The organism is Endozoicomonas sp. ALE010 (assembly GCF_049310165.1).
Taxonomy (GTDB): Bacteria; Pseudomonadota; Gammaproteobacteria; order Pseudomonadales; family Endozoicomonadaceae; genus Endozoicomonas.
The window spans coordinates 1-16921 of record NZ_JBLYNV010000052.1 but is presented as its reverse complement, the minus strand read 5'-3'; the positions used below and the strand labels follow the sequence as shown (position 1 = coordinate 16921).

Below are 16921 nucleotides of genomic sequence, written 5' to 3'. Positions count from 1 at the left end.
ATACAAAACCCCCTTCTGGCTAAGAGGGGGGGGAAGATAAATTGAGAAATGTATCAACTGAGCTTGGTATTGATGCTGACCACGACACCGCAAATATGACCGTCTTCCGGGAATGGCATGGTCGTGTATTGCGGGTTCAGTGGTTTGAGGAACAGTTGGCCATTATCCCGCACCAATTGTTTTAAGGTGACATCATCGGTTCCCGGCAGGCGAACGACCACGTACTGCCCGGGTTGTGGTTCCAGGGCGGGATCAATCACCACCCGGCTGCCCGGAAGAAAACTCATTTGCCCAGGATATGGGCTGACCATCGAGTCACCCTGAACAATCAAAGCATAGGCACCATTGCTGATCCGGCCGTGATAGGCGGTGTATTCGGTGGTGTCATCCACTGGGGCGTACAGTCTGCCATTGTCGTTAAAGTCACCCGCCTGTACCCAGGAAATGACCGGAATGCTCCGGGTGCCTTCAATGTCATAGCCCGAGACTAGCAGGTTGCCATGGGTTTTCAGTTGGCGGGAGTCGTTGGCGGTCTCGTGGTAGATATCCAGCCAGCCGTGGGGCTTATTGAAGCCGTATTCAATTTCCCGGGCAATTTTGGAGCCGATGCTGCGTGTCGGGTTCTTGCCCATAAACCGGCTGACCTGAGTGGCGGGGCGTCCGATCACTTCCGCAAAGTTGGCCAGTGTTTTTCCTTTCTCGGCCAGCAAGCGGGCGTTGTGGCGTCTTATTTCTTGTATGTCCATGACTCTATTAAACCGTACAACACCAAAAAGATACACCATCAAAATAATACAATTGTACTTGTTATTAAAGTATCATGGTGGTACATATTTAGGGCGTTATTCGTCTGAATCGCAGGAGGCGACCATGAAACGACGATAATGGACTACCCGCCGCAACGCTCTACCCATTTTAAAAAACTAACCCGATCACGGGCAGGGACGCTTTTGTCTCTGAAAAATGGACATCGCCACAAGGACAATAATATGGATGTGACACTTCCCAATACCACCACGGAAGCGTGGAAGCTGAATGAAGCCGGTCTCTCTATTGTGCCACTCGGTTCCCCATTTGAAGAACCGCCTGCATGGTTTGTAGACGGTCGCTGTTCAGGAGATAAAGAGAAAGCAAACGTCGAATGGCCAAAAGCTCCCCGGTTTCGCTGGAAGCAGTATCAGGATAAAGCACCGGACGACAGCACCATTGATAACTGGACCAACCTCTACCCACATACCAATTGGGCGATCATTACCGGATACGGTGTGGTGGTCGTGGATGCGGACAGTAAAGAAGCGGTGCAGTTTATTGAAGAAGGTGCCATTACCCGGACGCCATTGCGAGCAACCACCAGTAAAGGCAAGCACTACTACTTTCGGGTCAACCCGGACTATCCCGTTCATAACTCAGTCAGAAAAAACAAGATCGATCTGCGCGGCATTGGTGGTTATGTAGTAGCGCCCGGCAGTACCCATGCAGACGGTACACTCTATCAATGGGAAACGGACGGGTATATGGATATCAGTGATCTGCACGATCTGCCCATGCTGATGCCTGTGGATATTGCCACCATCAATGGCTTCAATGGGCAGGCTGCAGAAGCCAACGGGTGACCTGGGGTTCTCCACGGATCAATACCCATTACCACACGACGGAAGTAATCTGGCAGAAGGACAGGGGAGAAATAATGCAGCAGCGAGTATGGCTGGCCAGTTGCTCCGGCAGAATTCTTCACTCAGAGAAGTCAAAGCCATTCTGGATCAATGGAACCAGTCTAATAATCCACCGTTGTCTGATGCTGAGCTGAATACCACCATTGCCAGCATTTCCCGCACCCATAACAACAATAACCCTGGTTCCTCCATTCTTATTGAGCCACTGCCCAGCAGTAAGCCAGAGTTCGCTTTTAGCCATATAGAGGAACTGGTTAAAGGCGTGAAACCAATTAACTGGCTGATCAAGGGCTTTCTGGAAATGGACAGCCTTTCCCTGATGTTTGGAGAACCAGGTTGTGGGAAATCCTTCTCAGCCATTGATCTTGCTTGCTGTGTGGCGACAGGCAAGGACTGGCATGGCAAACCTGTCAAGCAATCGGGGCCTGTCTTTTACATTGCCGGGGAAGGCTTCAATGGCCTCTCCCGTCGCTTTATGGCCTGGCAGAGCTTTTATGGCTACAACCTGCGCAATGTGCCGCTGTATATCAGTCAGTGTTCCGCTGCGTTGACCAGTCTGGCCAGTGCCCGGGCGGTCAGTGACAGCATTGAAAAAATAGTCAGTGATACTGGAGGTGTTACGCCTTCCATGATTGTCATTGATACCCTGGCAAGAAACTTCGGGCCTGCGGATGAAAATTCAACTCGGGAAATGAGCACCTTTATTGGTCACATTGATGAGTATCTGCGTTCAAAATATCGCTGCAATGTACTGATCGTCCATCATACCGGCGTGGGCTCGAAAGATCGCGCCCGGGGTAACAGTGCGCTCAAAGGTGCGCTGGATGCCGAGTATGCGGTGGTTAAAGCAGACGATGAAATCAAGATTACCCCCAAAAAAATGAAGGACGCTGATGAGCCGGATGAAATGAACTTTCAGTTTGGCTCTGTGCGTCTGCCCTTCAATGACGAAGAAGGCGAGCCGCAATACAGCTGTGTTCTGCAATACCTGGATAAAGCCAATGCACTGAAGATCAAGCAGCAAGAGAACCGCGAACATATTCGAGAGCAAGGCCGGTTACAGGCAGAAATTCGGATCGGGGAAAAGCAAAAGCGGGTCATCCAAACACTGGAAAGATTGATTGGTGAAGCAAAAGCGACACTGGTTAGAGCCGACAGAAGTCCCGGCCTTGCCAGGATCGAAACAAGGAATTTGCGTGATGCCTGTTTTCGGGAGGGTTTCATATCCAGCAAGAACTGGTCTCGCACATTTGATGCCTTGGTAGAGTGTGAGTTTTTGATGATGGATGCGCCGTTTATCTCTATTTCTGAAAAAGGTCAGTCTGTGATTTCAGAGAAAAAATAAAGGGCTCGGGTGAGGTAATGTACTGTTTAAAAAACAGTCAATTGCCTCCTTTCTTAATAACTTATGAGGATTCTTTATATTGAGGCTCCTCTCTTTTCCTCAAAACTTCTTATTTTTCAGGTGATTAACCGTAGCGGATGCCTTTAGCCGCCACCTCACCTTCCCCACACTGGATATATATATATCCAGTGGGAGAATGAGGCAGGGAAGCATGAAGGTCAGACACAGTAATACGGAAAGATTCTCCGGGAGAAAAAGATTAAAAGACAGAGAAAGCAAAGTAATGAAAATAATAATAGGAATAGATCCAGGGCTGACGGGAGGTATTGCGGTTCTGGATAGCAAAAACAAGGAATTAATCAGACTGGAAGATATGCCCACCTCTCCGGAAGGAAGCAAGCGGAAAGTCAACGGCTTTGGCCTGATGAAAATATTTGGTGGCTATACCCGGCATCAGGTAGAGATGGTTTATCTGGAAAAGGTAGGAGCAAGGCCAGGGCAGGGAGTAGTCTCCATGTTTAACTTTGGCCGTTCGTATGGTGCTGTAGAAGCCGCTGTCAGTTTAATGGGTTTTGCCCTGACGTATGTGACTCCCCAACGCTGGAAACGCTCTGCTGGACTTATGGGAGCTCACAAGGATGCATCCCGGGGAAAAGTGTTAGACCTCTATCCAGAGGCTGACGTTCATCGAAAAAAAGACAATGGTCGTGCTGATGCTGTGCTCATTGCCCGATATGGAGAATTAGCATGAAATTCTACTCAGCAAGACAGGCTATTCACGACGCCTATGCAGTGTATTTGACTGGTAAAAGCACCGGCATCAACCCAAGAGATTTTTTGGAGGAAAGTCAGTTGAAAAAGCCGGACAATAATCAGCAAGTCTGTAATGCAGTGGAAGCAGGCATGGTGATCGCCACTGTGGAAAATCTTGAAGAACCCTATTCCTCCTGGGCGAAATGGGCATATGGACCAAGAACTGAGCATACTCTTCCTGAACAATCGAGGTTCTTCCAATGGCTTGAACAGGACGTAATGACTCGCCTGGATGGTATGGAAAAAAATATCCGGCAGGCAACTCGTGACAAGGTTCGAGATTTGGTCGCTTATACCGTGCTGGATTATCGCAGTTATTCTGTCAATGAGCGGCACCTGTACCCGGTTAACCTGATCATCAAACGCTGTAAAATTCATCGACAGAACTGGAAGCGTGACTTCTTATCTTGGCATCAATACTACTGGACGTTTTGTGATGAGCATTTAGACAGGGCTGCGCTAATTCCAGTTTCTGAGACTATAAAGCGACTCAAGTATGGTAAAGAGCAAATAGAGGAAAATGAATAGATTTGCAGTTAATTGGCGTTTGCAAATCAATACCATGATTAGTTAGTATGTGGGTCGGCTTGTCGAAGCCTGCTACCCACCTTGGCAAACCCTCACCGGACGGCAGCACAAAAAATATTTCACTATTCTCTTTTGGATTTGTGGCGGGAAGTGGGTACCTTAGTTGCAATATTTGGAAGAGAAATCATGCACAACTTCCGCTTTGTCTCCAAGAAGCTAATTAAGACAACTAAAAACCAAGCCAAGAAAAGCTGCAAAGAACAGGGTATTAGCCACACTCAAGCTCTCGACACTATTCCTGCAGGTATTGGTTTCTGTCATTGGCGTCATATGTTCCAGTGCGCTAATAGATCACAGCAAGTCATCAGAGACTCCGTTATTATCAGGTACACTCAGGCAATGGCCGAGCCAGTCGAACCTTGGCTATTGCAGTACGGATTTAGCAAACTGGAAAGAAGCAGCGGCATTGCTGATTTTCTATTCGACCATGCTTCTGAAAGTAAATATCCACCCATTTTAGGGAAAGATTTCTACCTCAAATATCAAGACAGCATATTCATTAGCGAAGCTTCAAAATTGTCTGATGTGCGAGTTTTGGTTGATGTTTTTTTTGAAAAGTGGGGGTATTGGTCAGAAACACCAGTGTGGGATAGCTGGTCACCTGATGATCTTCTATTTCGAGGAAAGTATGAAACTTGGGAAGAACTCACCTTTGACGAAAATGAGGACATTCTGTTTGATTTTGATATTTATACCGGTATGGACTAGAGAGCATTAAAACAGAGGTACAGCCCAGGCTATGTACTCATTGATTGGTTCGTGATCAATATTTGCTAATGATTACAAAATGAGGTAGCTTGTTAGAACAATCAAAAGCCTCACCCAGAAATGGCGTGGGGTTTTTTATTGCCCCAATTTTCTCCCTGTGCAGGACGCACTTATGACTGACCTCTCCGATCGTCTGGATCGCATTGATGTGAAGCTGGACAAACTGAGCGAGGCAGTATCCCAGCTTGCTCGCATTGAAGAACGTATTTCTCATCAGAACGACAACATGAATCAGCTGGATTCCAGGCTGAGTGAGATGGAAGCCCGGATCAGGGCCTTGGAGCTTCAGGGTAGTTCTCGTGGTGTTCTGCTGGCCGGTATTGAACGACTTGGCTGGTTGGTCGTGTCTGCACTGATTGGCCTGGTTGCCTTCTTCTTCAGGAAATGAAGCGATGATTCCAAGGACGGAAACCAATTACATCGTGATCCATTGTTCAGCTACCCGGGCAGATCAGGAAGTCACCGCAGACGATATCCGGCGCTGGCATGTGGAAGACAATGGTTGGTCAGATATCGGGTATCACTGGATTATTGAGCGAAGTGGCAAGATTCAGCATGGCAGAGATGCTCAGGTTCAGGGGGCTCATGTTCGAGGTCATAACCGTGAGTCTATGGGTATCTGTCTGGTTGGAGGTATTGATCGACAGGGAAAGCCAGAAGACAACTTCACTGCTGCACAATGGCTGATGCTGGAAATGCTGGTTGAATCCCTGCAGCTGCGTTATCCAAAGGCTCAAGTGGTTGGTCATTACTATTTCACTCCCTACAAAACCTGCCCAAACTTTGTGGTTGAGCACTGGTTGGAGACCATCGAATGAGCTGGACTGCTGCAATTCCTCTACTGGGTAAGGTGATTGAGCGCATCATTCCTGACCCTGAAAAAGCTGCCCAGGCGAAAAACCAACTGGTGGATATGGCGGTCAAAGGTGAGCTGGATGAACTGGCTCAACGTGCCGGTGTTATCAAGGTAGAAGCTCAGGGTGATGGTTGGTTACAGCGGTCATGGCGTCCCATTGTAATGCTGGTATTTACTGCCCTGATTGTTGCTCGGTGGCTTGGCTGGTCAGCACCGGATTTATCAGAAGCGGTGGAACTCAAGCTGTTCTCTATCGTTCAGATTGGCCTTGGTGGTTACATTGCCAGCCGGGGCATTGAGAAGGTGGCAGACAAGATAAGGCGCTAAGGATGGCAGCAAAGAAATACAAAATGGTGGATCGTAAAGTCAGCGACCTGATCCCTTATGTGAACAATTCCAGGGTTCACGATGAAGAGCAGATTATCCAGATTTGTTCGTCTATCAAAGAGTTTGGCTTTACCAATCCTGTGTTGATTGACGAAGAAAACGGGATTATTGCTGGCCATGGACGTTTGATGGCAGCAAAGAAATTGAACCTGAAAACCGTTCCCTGCATTGTCTTGGCCGGACTGTCGGAAGCCCAGAAGAAGGCCTACGTCATAGCGGATAATTCCATAGCCCTGAATAGCTCATGGGATATGGACGTACTATCCCGGGAAGTGGAAGCCCTGCAAGCTGAAGACTTTGATCTGAATCTGCTCGGCTTCAAAGACGATTTCATGGTAACGCTCTTTGATGATCCTGCCCCTGAACCCGAACAGAAACCCAATGGCGAGGAATACACCGAAATTTTCAATATCCTGGTGGAGTGTGACAACGAAGCCCATCAGCAGGAAATCTACGACGAACTGACACAAAAGGGACTGAAATGCCGCGTTCAAAGTTTGTAGTGGAGTCCGCTATCAAGCCTTCCTTTCGCACTGAGAAGGTCAAGGGGATGTTTGATATTGATATGCAGTCGGTGAAGAAAGAGTTCGACGTAGATATTCCCATTGAGGACAAGCCCTGGAATATTGGCCTGATTGTTGGTGCCAGTGGTTCTGGCAAGACGACCATTGCCAGAGAAGTATTCAAGGACTTTGAACTATTCTCCGGTTACCAGTGGTCAGACCGCTCCGTAGTGGACGATTTCAGCGAAGACCTGAGTGCCAAGCAGATTACGGAATCATTGAGCAAGGTAGGGTTTTCTTCTCCCCCGGACTGGTTGAAGCCGTTTTCTGTGCTCTCCAATGGCCAGAAGATGCGGGCAGAACTTGCCAGGCTGATCCTGGAATCTGATAAGCCGGTAATCTACGACGAATTTACCTCTGTCGTGGATCGGCAGGTGGCCAAGATCGGCAGTGCCGCTATCCAGAAGTTTATCCGCAAGGAGGATAAGCAGTTTATTGCGGTCAGCTGCCATTACGATATTGTCGAATGGCTACAACCGGATTGGGTTTACGACTGCAACAAGCATACCTTCAAACGGAGGCGTCTTCGACGACCTGAAATCCGTATCGATGTCCGCAGAGCCGACCAGTCAGAGTGGCCATTATTTAGGCCATTTCACTATCTGAGCAGTGTTCACAACCGATCAGCCCATAAGTACATTGCCGAGATCAATGGTGAGCCGGTGGGTTGGTGCAGCGTCTTACACTTTCCTCATCCGAGCAATAAGAAGCTGAAGCGACTGCACAGAACGGTGGTATTGCCCGATTATCAGGGGCTGGGGATTGGCTTTCAGTTGCGCTGCTATATCTGCGAGTTGTACCGGAAACAGGGCTACAAGGTGAATACCGTTACCACGTCGCCTGCCTTGATTCATGCCATGAATAAATCGGATGAATGGATCATGACCCGCAAACCGGGACGGGTCGGCATGCCTGCTCAGTCGATCCTGAGTAAGCATTCATTTGATCGGTTGACCTGTTCATTCCAATATGTGGGTACGGATTGAGCATCATACAGGATCGGTTCTACGTCGATCTGGCGGGTCATTTGATCATTGCAATAGGTTACACGATCAATATTGGAAACGTCGCATGGTGACGATTTACCGGTGCCTGGTGATGTTCCAATAGTGCATGAATAATCATCAAACTCACAAAAAGCAGGCATCGTTGCCTGCTTTGTGAGGGGTTGAATCCGGGATTAAATGCGGAATGTCTCCTCGTCCTTTTTGCCTCCGTTTTTAAAGCATTCGGACAGGTCATCAACAGCGGATTTCAATGCGCTGATAATGGCAGTTGATTGAGCATCGGTGTACTCATATTTGTCATCGTTGGCCAATGATGAGATGGACTTCAATACCCGCAGGGCTTTGGGTACACGGATGTTTGCCAGTTCAGCAAATTTTTCAGAATCGGACTTTTTGCTTTTCTTGTCAGTGTTTTTATTAGCCATGGTTTTATCTCCTTTTGCATTGTTTTTAGCTGTGGTTTTTGCAGTGTTTTTATTATTAGTCATGATGTATCTCCTTTGAGTTGTTTATTGATGTCACACTTTAACTATGGGTGAACTGCCGTATATCTCAACTGTTTTTCTGGTTTAATACTCCTTTATAGTTGATTGATTTAATGATGATTTTTCCAGTAGGTAATGGCTTTCAAACTGTCAACTCAAAAACAACGTGGGTCCCTGCAATGTTTAACTTTTTGCGGGTGCGAGGGGGCGCGGATTTGCGTTAGTGACAGGTCTGAAAACGAGGTATACCCTTGGTATACTTTTTGGCATTAACCAGCTGAAAATTAATAAGAAAATTTAGTTTCAAAAATGGTGCAGCAGGTATACTTTTTATTCAAACCAGTGCCGTCCTTGGCGGTTGAGTTATTGTCGCTTTTCAAGCCATTGCTGAATCGTTAATTCTCTGGGAAAGCGCTGCTGAAGCCAGTCATCAATCAGCTGCTCTACCAGTTTTCTGAACTGTTTTTCATCCGGGAAATCCCAGGGCTCAAATTCCGGGTTCTGCTCACACAAGGCAATCCAGAGTTGAGCCGCCAGCGTTTCAGAGATTTCATAATCAAATACTCCGGGAAAGCCTTCCTCATCATTTTTGAAATGTTCGATCTCGCTGATGATCTGGCTATAACGGCAAAGGTTATGAATCAGCTCCAGTTCTCCATCACCAAATAATTCTGCTGGTGTGCGGGCCTGGTCGCTTAATCCATCAATAACGCCAGTACAGAAATAGTAATGGGTGATTAATTGTGCTTCATTATTCATGGTTGTTTTTCTCCGTTATTAATAATCGATGGCCAGCATAATGGTCAGAACCCGGATGGTTTTGGTTAAATCCGAGGCATCTTCCGAACCGTGTTCCATATCCGGGGCGTAATAATCAAACATGGCAATGATCCATTCATCTTCAAACTTGAAGCGGAAACAGTCGTGTTCACCATACGGATCATTCTGCTCATTGAAGTGGTTAAACTCGGCAACGGCTTTCAACAAACCGACTTTGTTCTCAATGGTGTTTTGCAGGTTGGCGGTCATCACTATTTCAAACCGGCAGTTGATGAGGGAAAGACTGTTCTTCACTTCCAGATTCACCAGTGACTTTCGCACCGCATCATTTAACGTGGCAATTTCATTCATAACTACATCCTTTATTGATTCATTTTTTGTTGTCGCAGTAGCTCTATAGGGGATGGCCACGATAATTCGAGAAAATTTAAGACAAATGTCCATATTGAATGAGATGGCTGTAGGTATGACTTCCCATGGCGCTGATTTCACAAGCGGAATTTGCCAGACAGCAGGGCTTTACCAAGAGCTATGTCACCAAACTGATCAAAAAGGGCATTGTGAAACTGAAAAATGGCAAGGTGGATTTGGTGCAGGCTGAGCAGGCCATGAAAGCCAATAGTGACCCGGTGACGTTGATCCGTTCCGATCAATCCACCGATCTTGCACCGACACAACCGGGAGCCGTTGACTTTGTCACTGCCTGCACTATGCGGGAGGCGTTCAAAGCAAAGATGGCCAAGCTGGAGTATGAGGAAAAAAGCGGCACCCTGACCGATGCCGCCAAGGTAAAGCAGGATGCGTTCAAAGCGGGGCGGATTGTTCGGGATGAACTGCTGGCTATTCCTGATCGAATGGCGGATGTGCTGGCGGCGGAGGATGACCCAAGAAAAGTGGGGGAGCTACTTCAAGAGGAGTTGGAAGCGATACTTAATGCTATGGCTTTACCGTAGTCGTTTTTGAGCGGCTTTACCGTAGTCGTTTTTGAGCGGCTTTACCGTAGTCGTTTTTGAGCGGCTTTATAGGCTTCGCTTCGCTCTCGTTTACCGACACTGATCATAAATACTACAACAACGTCGTCCAAGACCTGATAAACCAACCGATAGCCCGAATTTCGCAGTTTGATTTTGTAGCAGTCTTTCTGGCCGGACAGTTTATCTTTGGAAACTTTAGGGTTCTCCAAGCGTTTACGCAACTTGGCCTTGAACTGCTCTCTGACCGTGGAGTTAAGCTTCTGCCATTCTTTCCACGCCAGTGCAGAAAAATCCAACTTATAGGTCATCGATATTTACCCGAATCCGCTCATCATTTTTGCGTTCTTCGACGATGGCTGCGAGTTCCAGGTCATCCAGAGCATCGAGCATAGCTTCATAAACATGGGCTGGCACTGCATAAAACACGGGCTGATTGCGATTCAGGATGGCCACGGTTTCACCATTGGCTTCTTTCAGAACGGCCATCGGGTTTTTTTTGAGCTCGGATATCCCGGCACTGACATCAGCGAGAATAGGATGGACTGAGGCCATAACTAGCTCCTTTTACGGTTGATTAGTAGATCAAATAATAGACCTATTATTAGGTTTCTTCAAAGGTTGCTTAAATGGTTGATAGCGTGTCAGTCAAAAGCCCATATTTTGAAGGCTTCTTCAAAGGGCTGAGGCCGGACACCCGCCTGACCGTTTCCGAGTGGGCTGACCAGAAGCGGATTCTTCCGGCAAAAGCCACCAAAGAAGCTGGCCGTTGGCGAACTTCCCGCACACCGTATCTGAAAGAGATCATGGATTGTCTGTCACCATCGTCGCCTGTCGAGCAAGTGGTGTTTATGAAAGGTGCCCAGGTGGGCGGCACCGAATGCGGCAATAACTGGCTTGGTTATGTGATTGACCATACGCCGGGTCCGATGATGTATGTGCTGCCCACGCTGGATATGGCCAAGCGAACCTCCAAGCAACGGATCGCTCCGATGATCGATGAAATGCCGGATCTGCGGGAGAAAGTAAAAGATCCAAGAAGTCGGGATAGCGGAAATACCCTGCTGACCAAGGAGTTTCCCAATGGTGTGCTGATCTTCACCGGAGCCAATTCAGCAGCAGGCCTGCGCTCGATGCCTGCCCGATTTTTATTTATGGATGAAGTGGATGCCTACGACGATGATGTGGATGGCGAAGGCAGCCCGATCAATCTGGCCATTAAACGAACAGCCACTTTTAGCCGTAACCGCAAAATCCTGATGGTCAGCACACCCAATATTGCAGAAACCAGCAAGATTGAAGCGGCTTATGAGGCCAGTGATAAACGACGCTATCTGGTTCCCTGCAATAGCTGTGGACACTACCAACCAATCGTCTGGGCTCAGATCATTTTTGATAACCATGATCCGGCAACCACCCGGTTTGAGTGTGTGCAGTGTGGTCATAAGCATTACGAAAAAGACAAACCGAAACTGCTCACTAATGGCCATTGGCAGGCTGAAACTGAAAAGAGTAATAAGGTCGCTGGATTCCACCTGAGTTCGCTTTATAGCCCTAATGGCTGGTACAGCTGGCAAAATGCAGTGGAGGACTTTCTCGCCGCCAAAAGTAACCCGGTACAGTTCAAGGACTGGACCAATACCGTTCTTGGCGAGACTTGGACGGAACAAGGTGAGACTGTTGAGCATAGTTTGCTCTACCAGCGACGGGAACATTACCTGGCAGAGGTGCCGTGGTGGGTGGAGATACTGACCGTTGGTTGTGATGTCCAGGATGATCGCTTTGAGTTTGAAGTAACCGGCTGGGGTTCTGGTGAGGAAAGCTGGTCAATTGATTATGTCCGTTTATACGGTGACTTATCCCGACAAGGTATCTGGGATGCTCTGGCCGATATGCTCCATAAAACCTACACCCGTCAGGATGGCACCAAAATAAATGTGGCTCAGGTCTGCATAGACTCTGGTGGCCACTACACCGATGAAGTGTATGCCTTCTGTCGTAAGCAAGGAGCCGATTGGGCGATTCCGGTTAAGGGTTCCTCTCAGGCTGGCAAACCTATCGCCACCTTCCCCAAAACCAAAAACAAGAAAGGGATCTATTTGACGCTGGTTGGCACCGATACCGCCAAGGAGTTGGTCTATCAACGCTACCGGGTATTGGAGCCTGGACAAGGCTACTGCCACTGGCCGATCAAGGACTGCTTTGATGAAGATTATTTCAAGCAGGCCACCGCAGAAGAAAAGATCAAGAAATACCGGCTCGGTGTCCCTTACTTTACCTGGGATGCCAAGAACCGCCGGAACGAAGCACTGGATTGCCGGGTATACTCACTGGCCGCGATCCGTATTCTTCAGCAGCACCGGGGCATTAATCTGGAGCTACTCGCCAAAGGCCGACCAGCACCAGAAGATACGCCTGATCCTGAATTAGAAGAAACCAGCAACAAGCCAAAAACACTCCGTCGTTCATCCCGCAGTTCTTACCTTCAGAGATAACTTCCATGATTACCGAGACAGAATACCAGGTTCTGAAACGGGCAGTGCTGCTGCGTGAGACCCGTACTGTGGAATTTGAAGGCCGCCGGGTGGAATACAGCAGCTTTGCTGAGATGGAAAGGCGGCTGCAGGCCATTGAGCGGGAACTGGTCAAGCAGCAAAAACGTCCGAAGCAGTATGGTATTTATTCATCGAAGGGAGTTTGAGCATGGGATTGCTCACCAACCTGTTTCGTCGTTTCAAAAACTCAGCCTATACCGCTGCCGGTATAGGGCGACGAACCAAAAGCTGGTATGCACCAGGGCTTTCCCCAAATACCGCGCTCACTGCTGATCTGTCCAAACTGATTAACCGCTCCCGGGCAGCCATCCGCAATGATCCCTGGGCCAGCAGTGGTTTGGAAAAGCTGGTGAGCAATGTGATTGGCCGTGGCATTACGCCCAAGTCACTGGTGGACGACGATGGTTTACGGGAGCAGCTACAAAACCTGTTTCTGCAATGGTCGGATGAATCGGATACTGATGGTCTGCTGAGTTTCACCGGTCAACAATCGCTGATTACCCGCGCCATGTTTGAAGGTGGCGAGTGCTTTGTCAGGCTTCGTCCCCGCAGGCCGGAAGATGGTTTATCCGTTCCCCTGCAACTGCAGGTGCTGGAATCTGAGTTTGTCCCCATCAGCTATAACGAAACACTGGATAATGGCCATGTGATTAAGGCCGGGATTGAGTTTAACAAGCTGGGTAAGCGAGTTGCCTATTACTTTCACCGGGAGCATCCCGCCGAGTTTGCTTTTGACAGCACCAGACTGGTGCGGGTGAAGGCCGAGAATGTTCTGCATATATTTGAATCCCTGCGTCCGGGACAACTGAGAGGCCAGCCATTACTGACTCAGGTATTAGTCAGACTCTATCATCTGGATAAATTTGATGATGCCACTCTATTACGGCAGGAGATCGCTAACCTGTTTACCGGCTTTATCAAGAAGCCCTCTCCCGAACAAGACCCTATTGATCCTTTGACCGGCAAGCCGCTGGTGTTTGGCGACAGTGGTTTACCGATGGTGGCCATGGAACCAGGAACCATGCAAGAACTGGCACCGGGTGAAGAGGTCGAGTTCAATAATCCACCGGGTACTACCGCAGACTATCCCAATTTTATGAAACAGCAGCTGATGGCCATTGCTGCCGGGATTGGCCTGCCTTATGAACTACTGTCGGGTGATATGGCGGGAGTCAGTGACCGGGCACTGCGCCTGATCATCAATGAGTTCCGTCGTCGCATTCAACAAATTCAGCACAACCAGATCATCTTTCAGTTCTGTCGGCCGGTCTGGAACCGCTGGCTGGATATGGCGGTGCTCAATGGTTCGGTAGCCATCCCTGACTACGCCAATAACCCAAGAGCCTATCGCCGGGTGAAGTGGATCGCCCACGGCTGGCCCTATATGCATCCGGTTCAGGATATGCAGGCGCAGAAAATGGCCGTGCGCTCAGGCTTCAAGTCCCGCTCAGAGGTGGTCAGCGAATTGGGTTATGACAGCGAGCAGATGGATGGTGAAATCGCCGCCGATAATCGCCGGGCAGATAGTCACTCACTGAGATACGACAGCGATGGCCGTGATCCGGAAAACAGCAAATCTACCAATCAACCAGAAAAGGATGACAGGGATGAGTCATAACCGACAGTGGTACACCTTTAAAAATGAAGCCAACCAGACACCAGAGCTGTTTATCTTTGATGATATTGATGACTGGTACGGCGTTTCGGCACAAAGTGTAGTGGATCAAATTCGTAATCTGGATGCCTCAGAGATCAATGTCCGCCTGAACAGCCGGGGTGGCATGGTGTTTGAAGGCATTGCCATCTATAACGCCCTGCGTCTGCATAAAGCCAATATCCACGTCACCATTGAAGGGCTGGCGGCCAGCATTGCCAGTGTCATTGCCATGGCTGGCGATACGGTCACCATCGCTGAAAATGCCATGATGATGATCCATAACCCCTATGGCTGGGCACAGGGCGATGCCGAAGCCATGCGCAAAACCGCCGATATTATGGATAAGATCGCGGACAGTATTGCTGTGTCGTACACGGGCAGAACCGGCAAGAGCCTTGAGGATATGAAGGCTCTGATGGAGTCTGAATCCTGGTTCACCGCCAAAGAAGCGCTGGACATGGGCCTGGTGGATCAAATTGATGAACCGGTGAAGGCCGCTGCCCGCTTTGATCTCTCCATGTTCCGTAATACACCAGATGGCTATGGACGTATCAAGCAAGCTAAAAAACCGGCAGAGCCAACTCCGCCACAGAATCAGACGATGGAGCCGCAACCTCAAATTGATTCTGTGGCTATTGCTGATCTTTGTCGTCAGGCTGGTTATGCGGAAAAAACCGCTGCAATTCTTAAAGCGGCACTGTCGGAAGATGAGGTCAAGGCTCGGCTCGCCAGCTATGGCCAGATTAAGAACCTCTGCCACCCACCACTTCTGCCATAGATACGCAGGCAATTTACAGTCGGCGTAATCGCGCTTAACCCCTGTCTAATAATATCCCCCAACCAAAAGGACTTTACCCATGAGTGTAAAAACGGAATCGGTCTTACCGGTGAATTTCTGGTGTCTGAAGGCAATAACAGCATCAGCCGTGAGCAGGTGCCATTCGCTGCGAACCTGACGATGGAGCCTGGTACTGTGGTCGCCAGAGCTTCTGATAATGGTATCTACAGCCCTCTTGACCCTGCCGCCGCAGATGGCACTGAAACCGCAGCAGGCATTCTCTACGCAGGCAAGGTGACCGATGCCTCTGGTGGTGACGGTGTGATTATCGCCCGTCTGGCAGAAGTGGTGAACAGTTTGCTGATCTGGCCTGCCGGGATCACCGATGAGCAAAAGGCGACTGCTGTAGATCAACTGGCCGGGCTGGATATTATCCTGCGCAGTGAATAACCCTTCCTGATTTTTACCTCTGTAACTCACTCTTAACAAACTTCCGTTATCAAGGAGCGATAACATGCTGGATATTTTTAATGACGATGCGTTCAGCCTTACCAGTCTGACCGCCACCATCAATGAGATGGACTACAAGCCTGGTCGTCTTGGGCAACTGGGACTCTTTCAGGAGAGCGGCATCAATACAACAACCGTCGTGGTAGAGAGCATTAACGGAGAACTTCGCTTGCTGCCCTCTACCGAGCGTGGCGCACCCGCCACTCAGGCCATTGGCGATAAACGTCAGTTGCTCAGCTTTGTGGTGCCCCATATTCCCCATGACAGCACCATTCTGGCGGCAGAAGTGCAGAATGTCCGTCAGTTTGGCAGTGAGGATGCCATGCAAGGAGTGCAGGCCGTAGTGAACCAGCGGTTGCAAAAGATGAATGCTAACCATGAGGTGACGCTGGAATTTCTGCGCATGGGTGCCCTCAAGGGTGAAATTCTGGATGGCGATGGCAGCACCATACTCTACAACCTGTTTGATGAGTTCGGTGTCACCCAGCAAACCCATGACTTCAAGTTCAGCAGCACGACCACTGACGTTCGTGCCCAGGGCGTCAAAGCCCGTCGCCTGGTGGATGATGCGTTGGGAGCACTGCCCTACAGTGGCCTCCATGCGTTTTGTGGCTCCGACTTCTTTGATGGGCTGGTTGGCCACAAGTCAGTAAAAGAAGCCTACCAGCGTTGGCAGGACGGTGAAGCCTTGCGTACCGATCCCAAGGGCCGGTTCCGTTTTGCGGATATTGATTGGGAAGAGTACCGGGGCTCAGTGGGGGGCAATGACTTTGTTGCCGCCAATGAAGCTTATCTCTACCCAACCGGTGCGGATATCTTCAGGACCTGGTTTGCACCGGCAGATTTTGTGGAAACGGTGAACACCATCGGCCTGCCACGCTATGCCAAGCAGAAGGTGATGGATTTTGAGAAGGGTGTGATTGTTCACACCCAGTCGAATCCACTGCCAATCAACTTACGACCACGGGCAGTGATCAAACTGACCATGAGCTAACCCACAAGCAAGGAGACTGCTCAAATGGATGAAGCTTTCAAAGTGATGGATCACACCATACTTTCAACCTTTGGGCAGTCGGTTTTACTGACGTTTTCGGACTGCCTTTCACCACCCCTATCAGGAATACACCGACTCGTAAAAATTGCCCAAAATCTGCATGATCGTCCATTGTCTTTCCTTCAAACCGA

At 49.0% G+C, this 16921-nt stretch carries 23 protein-coding genes; 17 read left to right on the top strand and 6 right to left on the bottom strand.

Annotated elements, in window-relative coordinates; translation table 11 throughout:
- Positions 1 to 53 precede the first annotated feature (53 nt).
- Entirely contained in the window at positions 54 to 746 is a 693-nt protein-coding gene (locus ACO6UY_RS18360; RefSeq protein ID WP_422445491.1) for a LexA family protein, read from the bottom strand.
- A 138-nt stretch (positions 747 to 884) separates the two neighbouring features.
- Here ACO6UY_RS18360 and ACO6UY_RS18355 point away from each other — a divergent pair, with 138 nt between their 5' ends.
- The 10 genes from ACO6UY_RS18355 (at position 885) to ACO6UY_RS18310 (ending at position 7979) form a co-directional block, all read left to right on the top strand.
- Positions 885 to 1613, top strand: coding sequence for a bifunctional DNA primase/polymerase (locus tag ACO6UY_RS18355; RefSeq protein WP_422463468.1), 729 nt, complete (start codon positions 885 to 887; stop codon positions 1611 to 1613).
- Entirely contained in the window at positions 1585 to 3018 is a 1434-nt protein-coding gene (locus tag ACO6UY_RS18350) for an AAA family ATPase (protein ID WP_422490834.1), read from the top strand. The genes ACO6UY_RS18355 and ACO6UY_RS18350 overlap by 29 nt, the downstream gene beginning before the upstream one ends.
- A 283-nt stretch (positions 3019 to 3301) precedes the next feature.
- A complete protein-coding gene (locus ACO6UY_RS18345; protein ID WP_422490833.1) occupies positions 3302 to 3769 on the top strand; it encodes a hypothetical protein in 468 nt (155 codons plus the stop codon).
- Positions 3766 to 4359 (top strand): bacteriophage antitermination protein Q, encoded by a 594-nt coding sequence (locus ACO6UY_RS18340; protein WP_422490831.1) that lies wholly within the window; start codon positions 3766 to 3768, stop codon positions 4357 to 4359. The genes ACO6UY_RS18345 and ACO6UY_RS18340 overlap by 4 nt, the downstream gene beginning before the upstream one ends.
- Positions 4360 to 4440: 81 nt before the next feature.
- Positions 4441 to 5127 carry a hypothetical protein gene (locus ACO6UY_RS18335; RefSeq protein ID WP_422490829.1) on the top strand — a complete coding sequence of 229 codons (687 nt, stop codon included), beginning with the start codon at positions 4441 to 4443 and terminating at the stop codon, positions 5125 to 5127.
- A 172-nt stretch (positions 5128 to 5299) separates the two neighbouring features.
- The gene (locus ACO6UY_RS18330; RefSeq protein WP_101746105.1) at positions 5300 to 5575 is read left to right on the top strand and encodes a hypothetical protein; all 276 of its coding nucleotides are present in this window, start codon (positions 5300 to 5302) and stop codon (positions 5573 to 5575) included.
- Positions 5576 to 5579: 4 nt separating this feature from the next.
- Positions 5580 to 6005 carry an N-acetylmuramoyl-L-alanine amidase gene (locus tag ACO6UY_RS18325; protein ID WP_422490828.1) on the top strand — a complete coding sequence of 142 codons (426 nt, stop codon included), beginning with the start codon at positions 5580 to 5582 and terminating at the stop codon, positions 6003 to 6005.
- The gene (locus ACO6UY_RS18320; RefSeq protein ID WP_422490826.1) at positions 6002 to 6370 is read left to right on the top strand and encodes a 3TM-type holin; all 369 of its coding nucleotides are present in this window, start codon (positions 6002 to 6004) and stop codon (positions 6368 to 6370) included. Before ACO6UY_RS18325 ends, ACO6UY_RS18320 begins: the two co-directional genes overlap by 4 nt.
- Positions 6371 to 6372: 2 nt before the next feature.
- A complete protein-coding gene (locus ACO6UY_RS18315; protein WP_163372652.1) occupies positions 6373 to 6933 on the top strand; it encodes a ParB/Srx family N-terminal domain-containing protein in 561 nt (186 codons plus the stop codon).
- Positions 6912 to 7979 (top strand): GNAT family N-acetyltransferase, encoded by a 1068-nt coding sequence (locus tag ACO6UY_RS18310; RefSeq protein ID WP_422445475.1) that lies wholly within the window; start codon positions 6912 to 6914, stop codon positions 7977 to 7979. Before ACO6UY_RS18315 ends, ACO6UY_RS18310 begins: the two co-directional genes overlap by 22 nt.
- A gap of 194 nt (positions 7980 to 8173) precedes the next feature.
- On the opposite strand, the gene ACO6UY_RS18305 is transcribed toward ACO6UY_RS18310, so the two are convergent.
- The 3 genes from ACO6UY_RS18305 to ACO6UY_RS18295 all read right to left on the bottom strand — a co-directional run bounded on the left by ACO6UY_RS18305 (position 8174) and on the right by ACO6UY_RS18295 (position 9616).
- A complete protein-coding gene (locus ACO6UY_RS18305) occupies positions 8174 to 8488 on the bottom strand; it encodes a hypothetical protein (RefSeq protein WP_163373291.1) in 315 nt (104 codons plus the stop codon).
- A 360-nt stretch (positions 8489 to 8848) separates the two neighbouring features.
- A complete protein-coding gene (locus ACO6UY_RS18300) occupies positions 8849 to 9244 on the bottom strand; it encodes a hypothetical protein (protein ID WP_422463293.1) in 396 nt (131 codons plus the stop codon).
- An 18-nt stretch (positions 9245 to 9262) separates the two neighbouring features.
- Entirely contained in the window at positions 9263 to 9616 is a 354-nt protein-coding gene (locus ACO6UY_RS18295; RefSeq protein WP_422445469.1) for a DUF3768 domain-containing protein, read from the bottom strand.
- Between the two features lie 125 nt (positions 9617 to 9741).
- On the opposite strand from ACO6UY_RS18295, the gene ACO6UY_RS18290 reads away from it, so the two are divergent.
- Positions 9742 to 10218 carry a hypothetical protein gene (locus ACO6UY_RS18290; RefSeq protein ID WP_422466840.1) on the top strand — a complete coding sequence of 159 codons (477 nt, stop codon included), beginning with the start codon at positions 9742 to 9744 and terminating at the stop codon, positions 10216 to 10218.
- A 41-nt stretch (positions 10219 to 10259) separates the two neighbouring features.
- Here ACO6UY_RS18290 and ACO6UY_RS18285 read toward each other — a convergent pair whose 3' ends face one another.
- The gene (locus ACO6UY_RS18285) at positions 10260 to 10547 is read right to left on the bottom strand and encodes a type II toxin-antitoxin system RelE family toxin (protein ID WP_422466838.1); all 288 of its coding nucleotides are present in this window, start codon (positions 10545 to 10547) and stop codon (positions 10260 to 10262) included.
- Complete coding sequence (locus tag ACO6UY_RS18280; protein ID WP_163373296.1) at positions 10537 to 10791, bottom strand: type II toxin-antitoxin system Phd/YefM family antitoxin; 255 nt, start codon at positions 10789 to 10791, stop codon at positions 10537 to 10539. The genes ACO6UY_RS18285 and ACO6UY_RS18280 overlap by 11 nt, the downstream gene beginning before the upstream one ends.
- Positions 10792 to 10865: 74 nt before the next feature.
- Between ACO6UY_RS18280 and ACO6UY_RS18275 the strand changes: the two genes are divergently transcribed.
- The 6 genes from ACO6UY_RS18275 to ACO6UY_RS18250 all read left to right on the top strand — a co-directional run bounded on the left by ACO6UY_RS18275 (position 10866) and on the right by ACO6UY_RS18250 (position 16730).
- On the top strand, positions 10866 to 12731 hold the full coding sequence (locus tag ACO6UY_RS18275) for a phage terminase large subunit family protein (RefSeq protein ID WP_422463295.1): 1866 nt from the start codon (positions 10866 to 10868) through the stop codon (positions 12729 to 12731).
- A 5-nt stretch (positions 12732 to 12736) separates the two neighbouring features.
- A complete protein-coding gene (locus ACO6UY_RS18270) occupies positions 12737 to 12937 on the top strand; it encodes a phage head-tail joining protein (protein ID WP_422445460.1) in 201 nt (66 codons plus the stop codon).
- Between the two features lie 2 nt (positions 12938 to 12939).
- A complete protein-coding gene (locus ACO6UY_RS18265; RefSeq protein WP_422445458.1) occupies positions 12940 to 14409 on the top strand; it encodes a phage portal protein in 1470 nt (489 codons plus the stop codon).
- Positions 14399 to 15226 (top strand): head maturation protease, ClpP-related, encoded by an 828-nt coding sequence (locus ACO6UY_RS18260; RefSeq protein ID WP_422445456.1) that lies wholly within the window; start codon positions 14399 to 14401, stop codon positions 15224 to 15226. Before ACO6UY_RS18265 ends, ACO6UY_RS18260 begins: the two co-directional genes overlap by 11 nt.
- Complete coding sequence (locus ACO6UY_RS18255) at positions 15227 to 15676, top strand: head decoration protein (protein WP_422446147.1); 450 nt, start codon at positions 15227 to 15229, stop codon at positions 15674 to 15676.
- 64 nt (positions 15677 to 15740) lie between these two features.
- A complete protein-coding gene (locus ACO6UY_RS18250; RefSeq protein WP_422445454.1) occupies positions 15741 to 16730 on the top strand; it encodes a major capsid protein in 990 nt (329 codons plus the stop codon).
- Positions 16731 to 16921: the final 191 nt, after the last annotated feature.

Excerpts from the sequence above, each read along its gene's own strand:
- ACO6UY_RS18360 (WP_422445491.1), bottom strand. The coding sequence starts at position 746 with ATGGACATACAAGAAATAAGACGCCACAACGCCCGCTTGCTGGCCGAG.
- ACO6UY_RS18280 (WP_163373296.1), bottom strand. The coding sequence starts at position 10,791 with ATGGCCTCAGTCCATCCTATTCTCGCTGATGTCAGTGCCGGGATATCC.
- ACO6UY_RS18310 (WP_422445475.1), top strand. The coding sequence starts at position 6,912 with ATGCCGCGTTCAAAGTTTGTAGTGGAGTCCGCTATCAAGCCTTCCTTT.
- ACO6UY_RS18265 (WP_422445458.1), top strand. The coding sequence starts at position 12,940 with ATGGGATTGCTCACCAACCTGTTTCGTCGTTTCAAAAACTCAGCCTAT.
- ACO6UY_RS18305 (WP_163373291.1), bottom strand. The coding sequence starts at position 8,488 with ATGACTAATAATAAAAACACTGCAAAAACCACAGCTAAAAACAATGCA.
- ACO6UY_RS18300 (WP_422463293.1), bottom strand. The coding sequence starts at position 9,244 with ATGAATAATGAAGCACAATTAATCACCCATTACTATTTCTGTACTGGC.
- ACO6UY_RS18270 (WP_422445460.1), top strand. The coding sequence starts at position 12,737 with ATGATTACCGAGACAGAATACCAGGTTCTGAAACGGGCAGTGCTGCTG.
- ACO6UY_RS18260 (WP_422445456.1), top strand. The coding sequence starts at position 14,399 with ATGAGTCATAACCGACAGTGGTACACCTTTAAAAATGAAGCCAACCAG.
- ACO6UY_RS18320 (WP_422490826.1), top strand. The coding sequence starts at position 6,002 with ATGAGCTGGACTGCTGCAATTCCTCTACTGGGTAAGGTGATTGAGCGC.
- ACO6UY_RS18295 (WP_422445469.1), bottom strand. The coding sequence starts at position 9,616 with ATGAATGAAATTGCCACGTTAAATGATGCGGTGCGAAAGTCACTGGTG.
- ACO6UY_RS18340 (WP_422490831.1), top strand. The coding sequence starts at position 3,766 with ATGAAATTCTACTCAGCAAGACAGGCTATTCACGACGCCTATGCAGTG.
- ACO6UY_RS18345 (WP_422490833.1), top strand. The coding sequence starts at position 3,302 with ATGAAAATAATAATAGGAATAGATCCAGGGCTGACGGGAGGTATTGCG.
- ACO6UY_RS18355 (WP_422463468.1), top strand. The coding sequence starts at position 885 with ATGGACTACCCGCCGCAACGCTCTACCCATTTTAAAAAACTAACCCGA.
- ACO6UY_RS18250 (WP_422445454.1), top strand. The coding sequence starts at position 15,741 with ATGCTGGATATTTTTAATGACGATGCGTTCAGCCTTACCAGTCTGACC.
- ACO6UY_RS18285 (WP_422466838.1), bottom strand. The coding sequence starts at position 10,547 with ATGACCTATAAGTTGGATTTTTCTGCACTGGCGTGGAAAGAATGGCAG.
- ACO6UY_RS18350 (WP_422490834.1), top strand. The coding sequence starts at position 1,585 with ATGGGCAGGCTGCAGAAGCCAACGGGTGACCTGGGGTTCTCCACGGAT.
- ACO6UY_RS18315 (WP_163372652.1), top strand. The coding sequence starts at position 6,373 with ATGGCAGCAAAGAAATACAAAATGGTGGATCGTAAAGTCAGCGACCTG.
- ACO6UY_RS18275 (WP_422463295.1), top strand. The coding sequence starts at position 10,866 with ATGGTTGATAGCGTGTCAGTCAAAAGCCCATATTTTGAAGGCTTCTTC.
- ACO6UY_RS18330 (WP_101746105.1), top strand. The coding sequence starts at position 5,300 with ATGACTGACCTCTCCGATCGTCTGGATCGCATTGATGTGAAGCTGGAC.
- ACO6UY_RS18290 (WP_422466840.1), top strand. The coding sequence starts at position 9,742 with ATGGCGCTGATTTCACAAGCGGAATTTGCCAGACAGCAGGGCTTTACC.
- ACO6UY_RS18325 (WP_422490828.1), top strand. The coding sequence starts at position 5,580 with ATGATTCCAAGGACGGAAACCAATTACATCGTGATCCATTGTTCAGCT.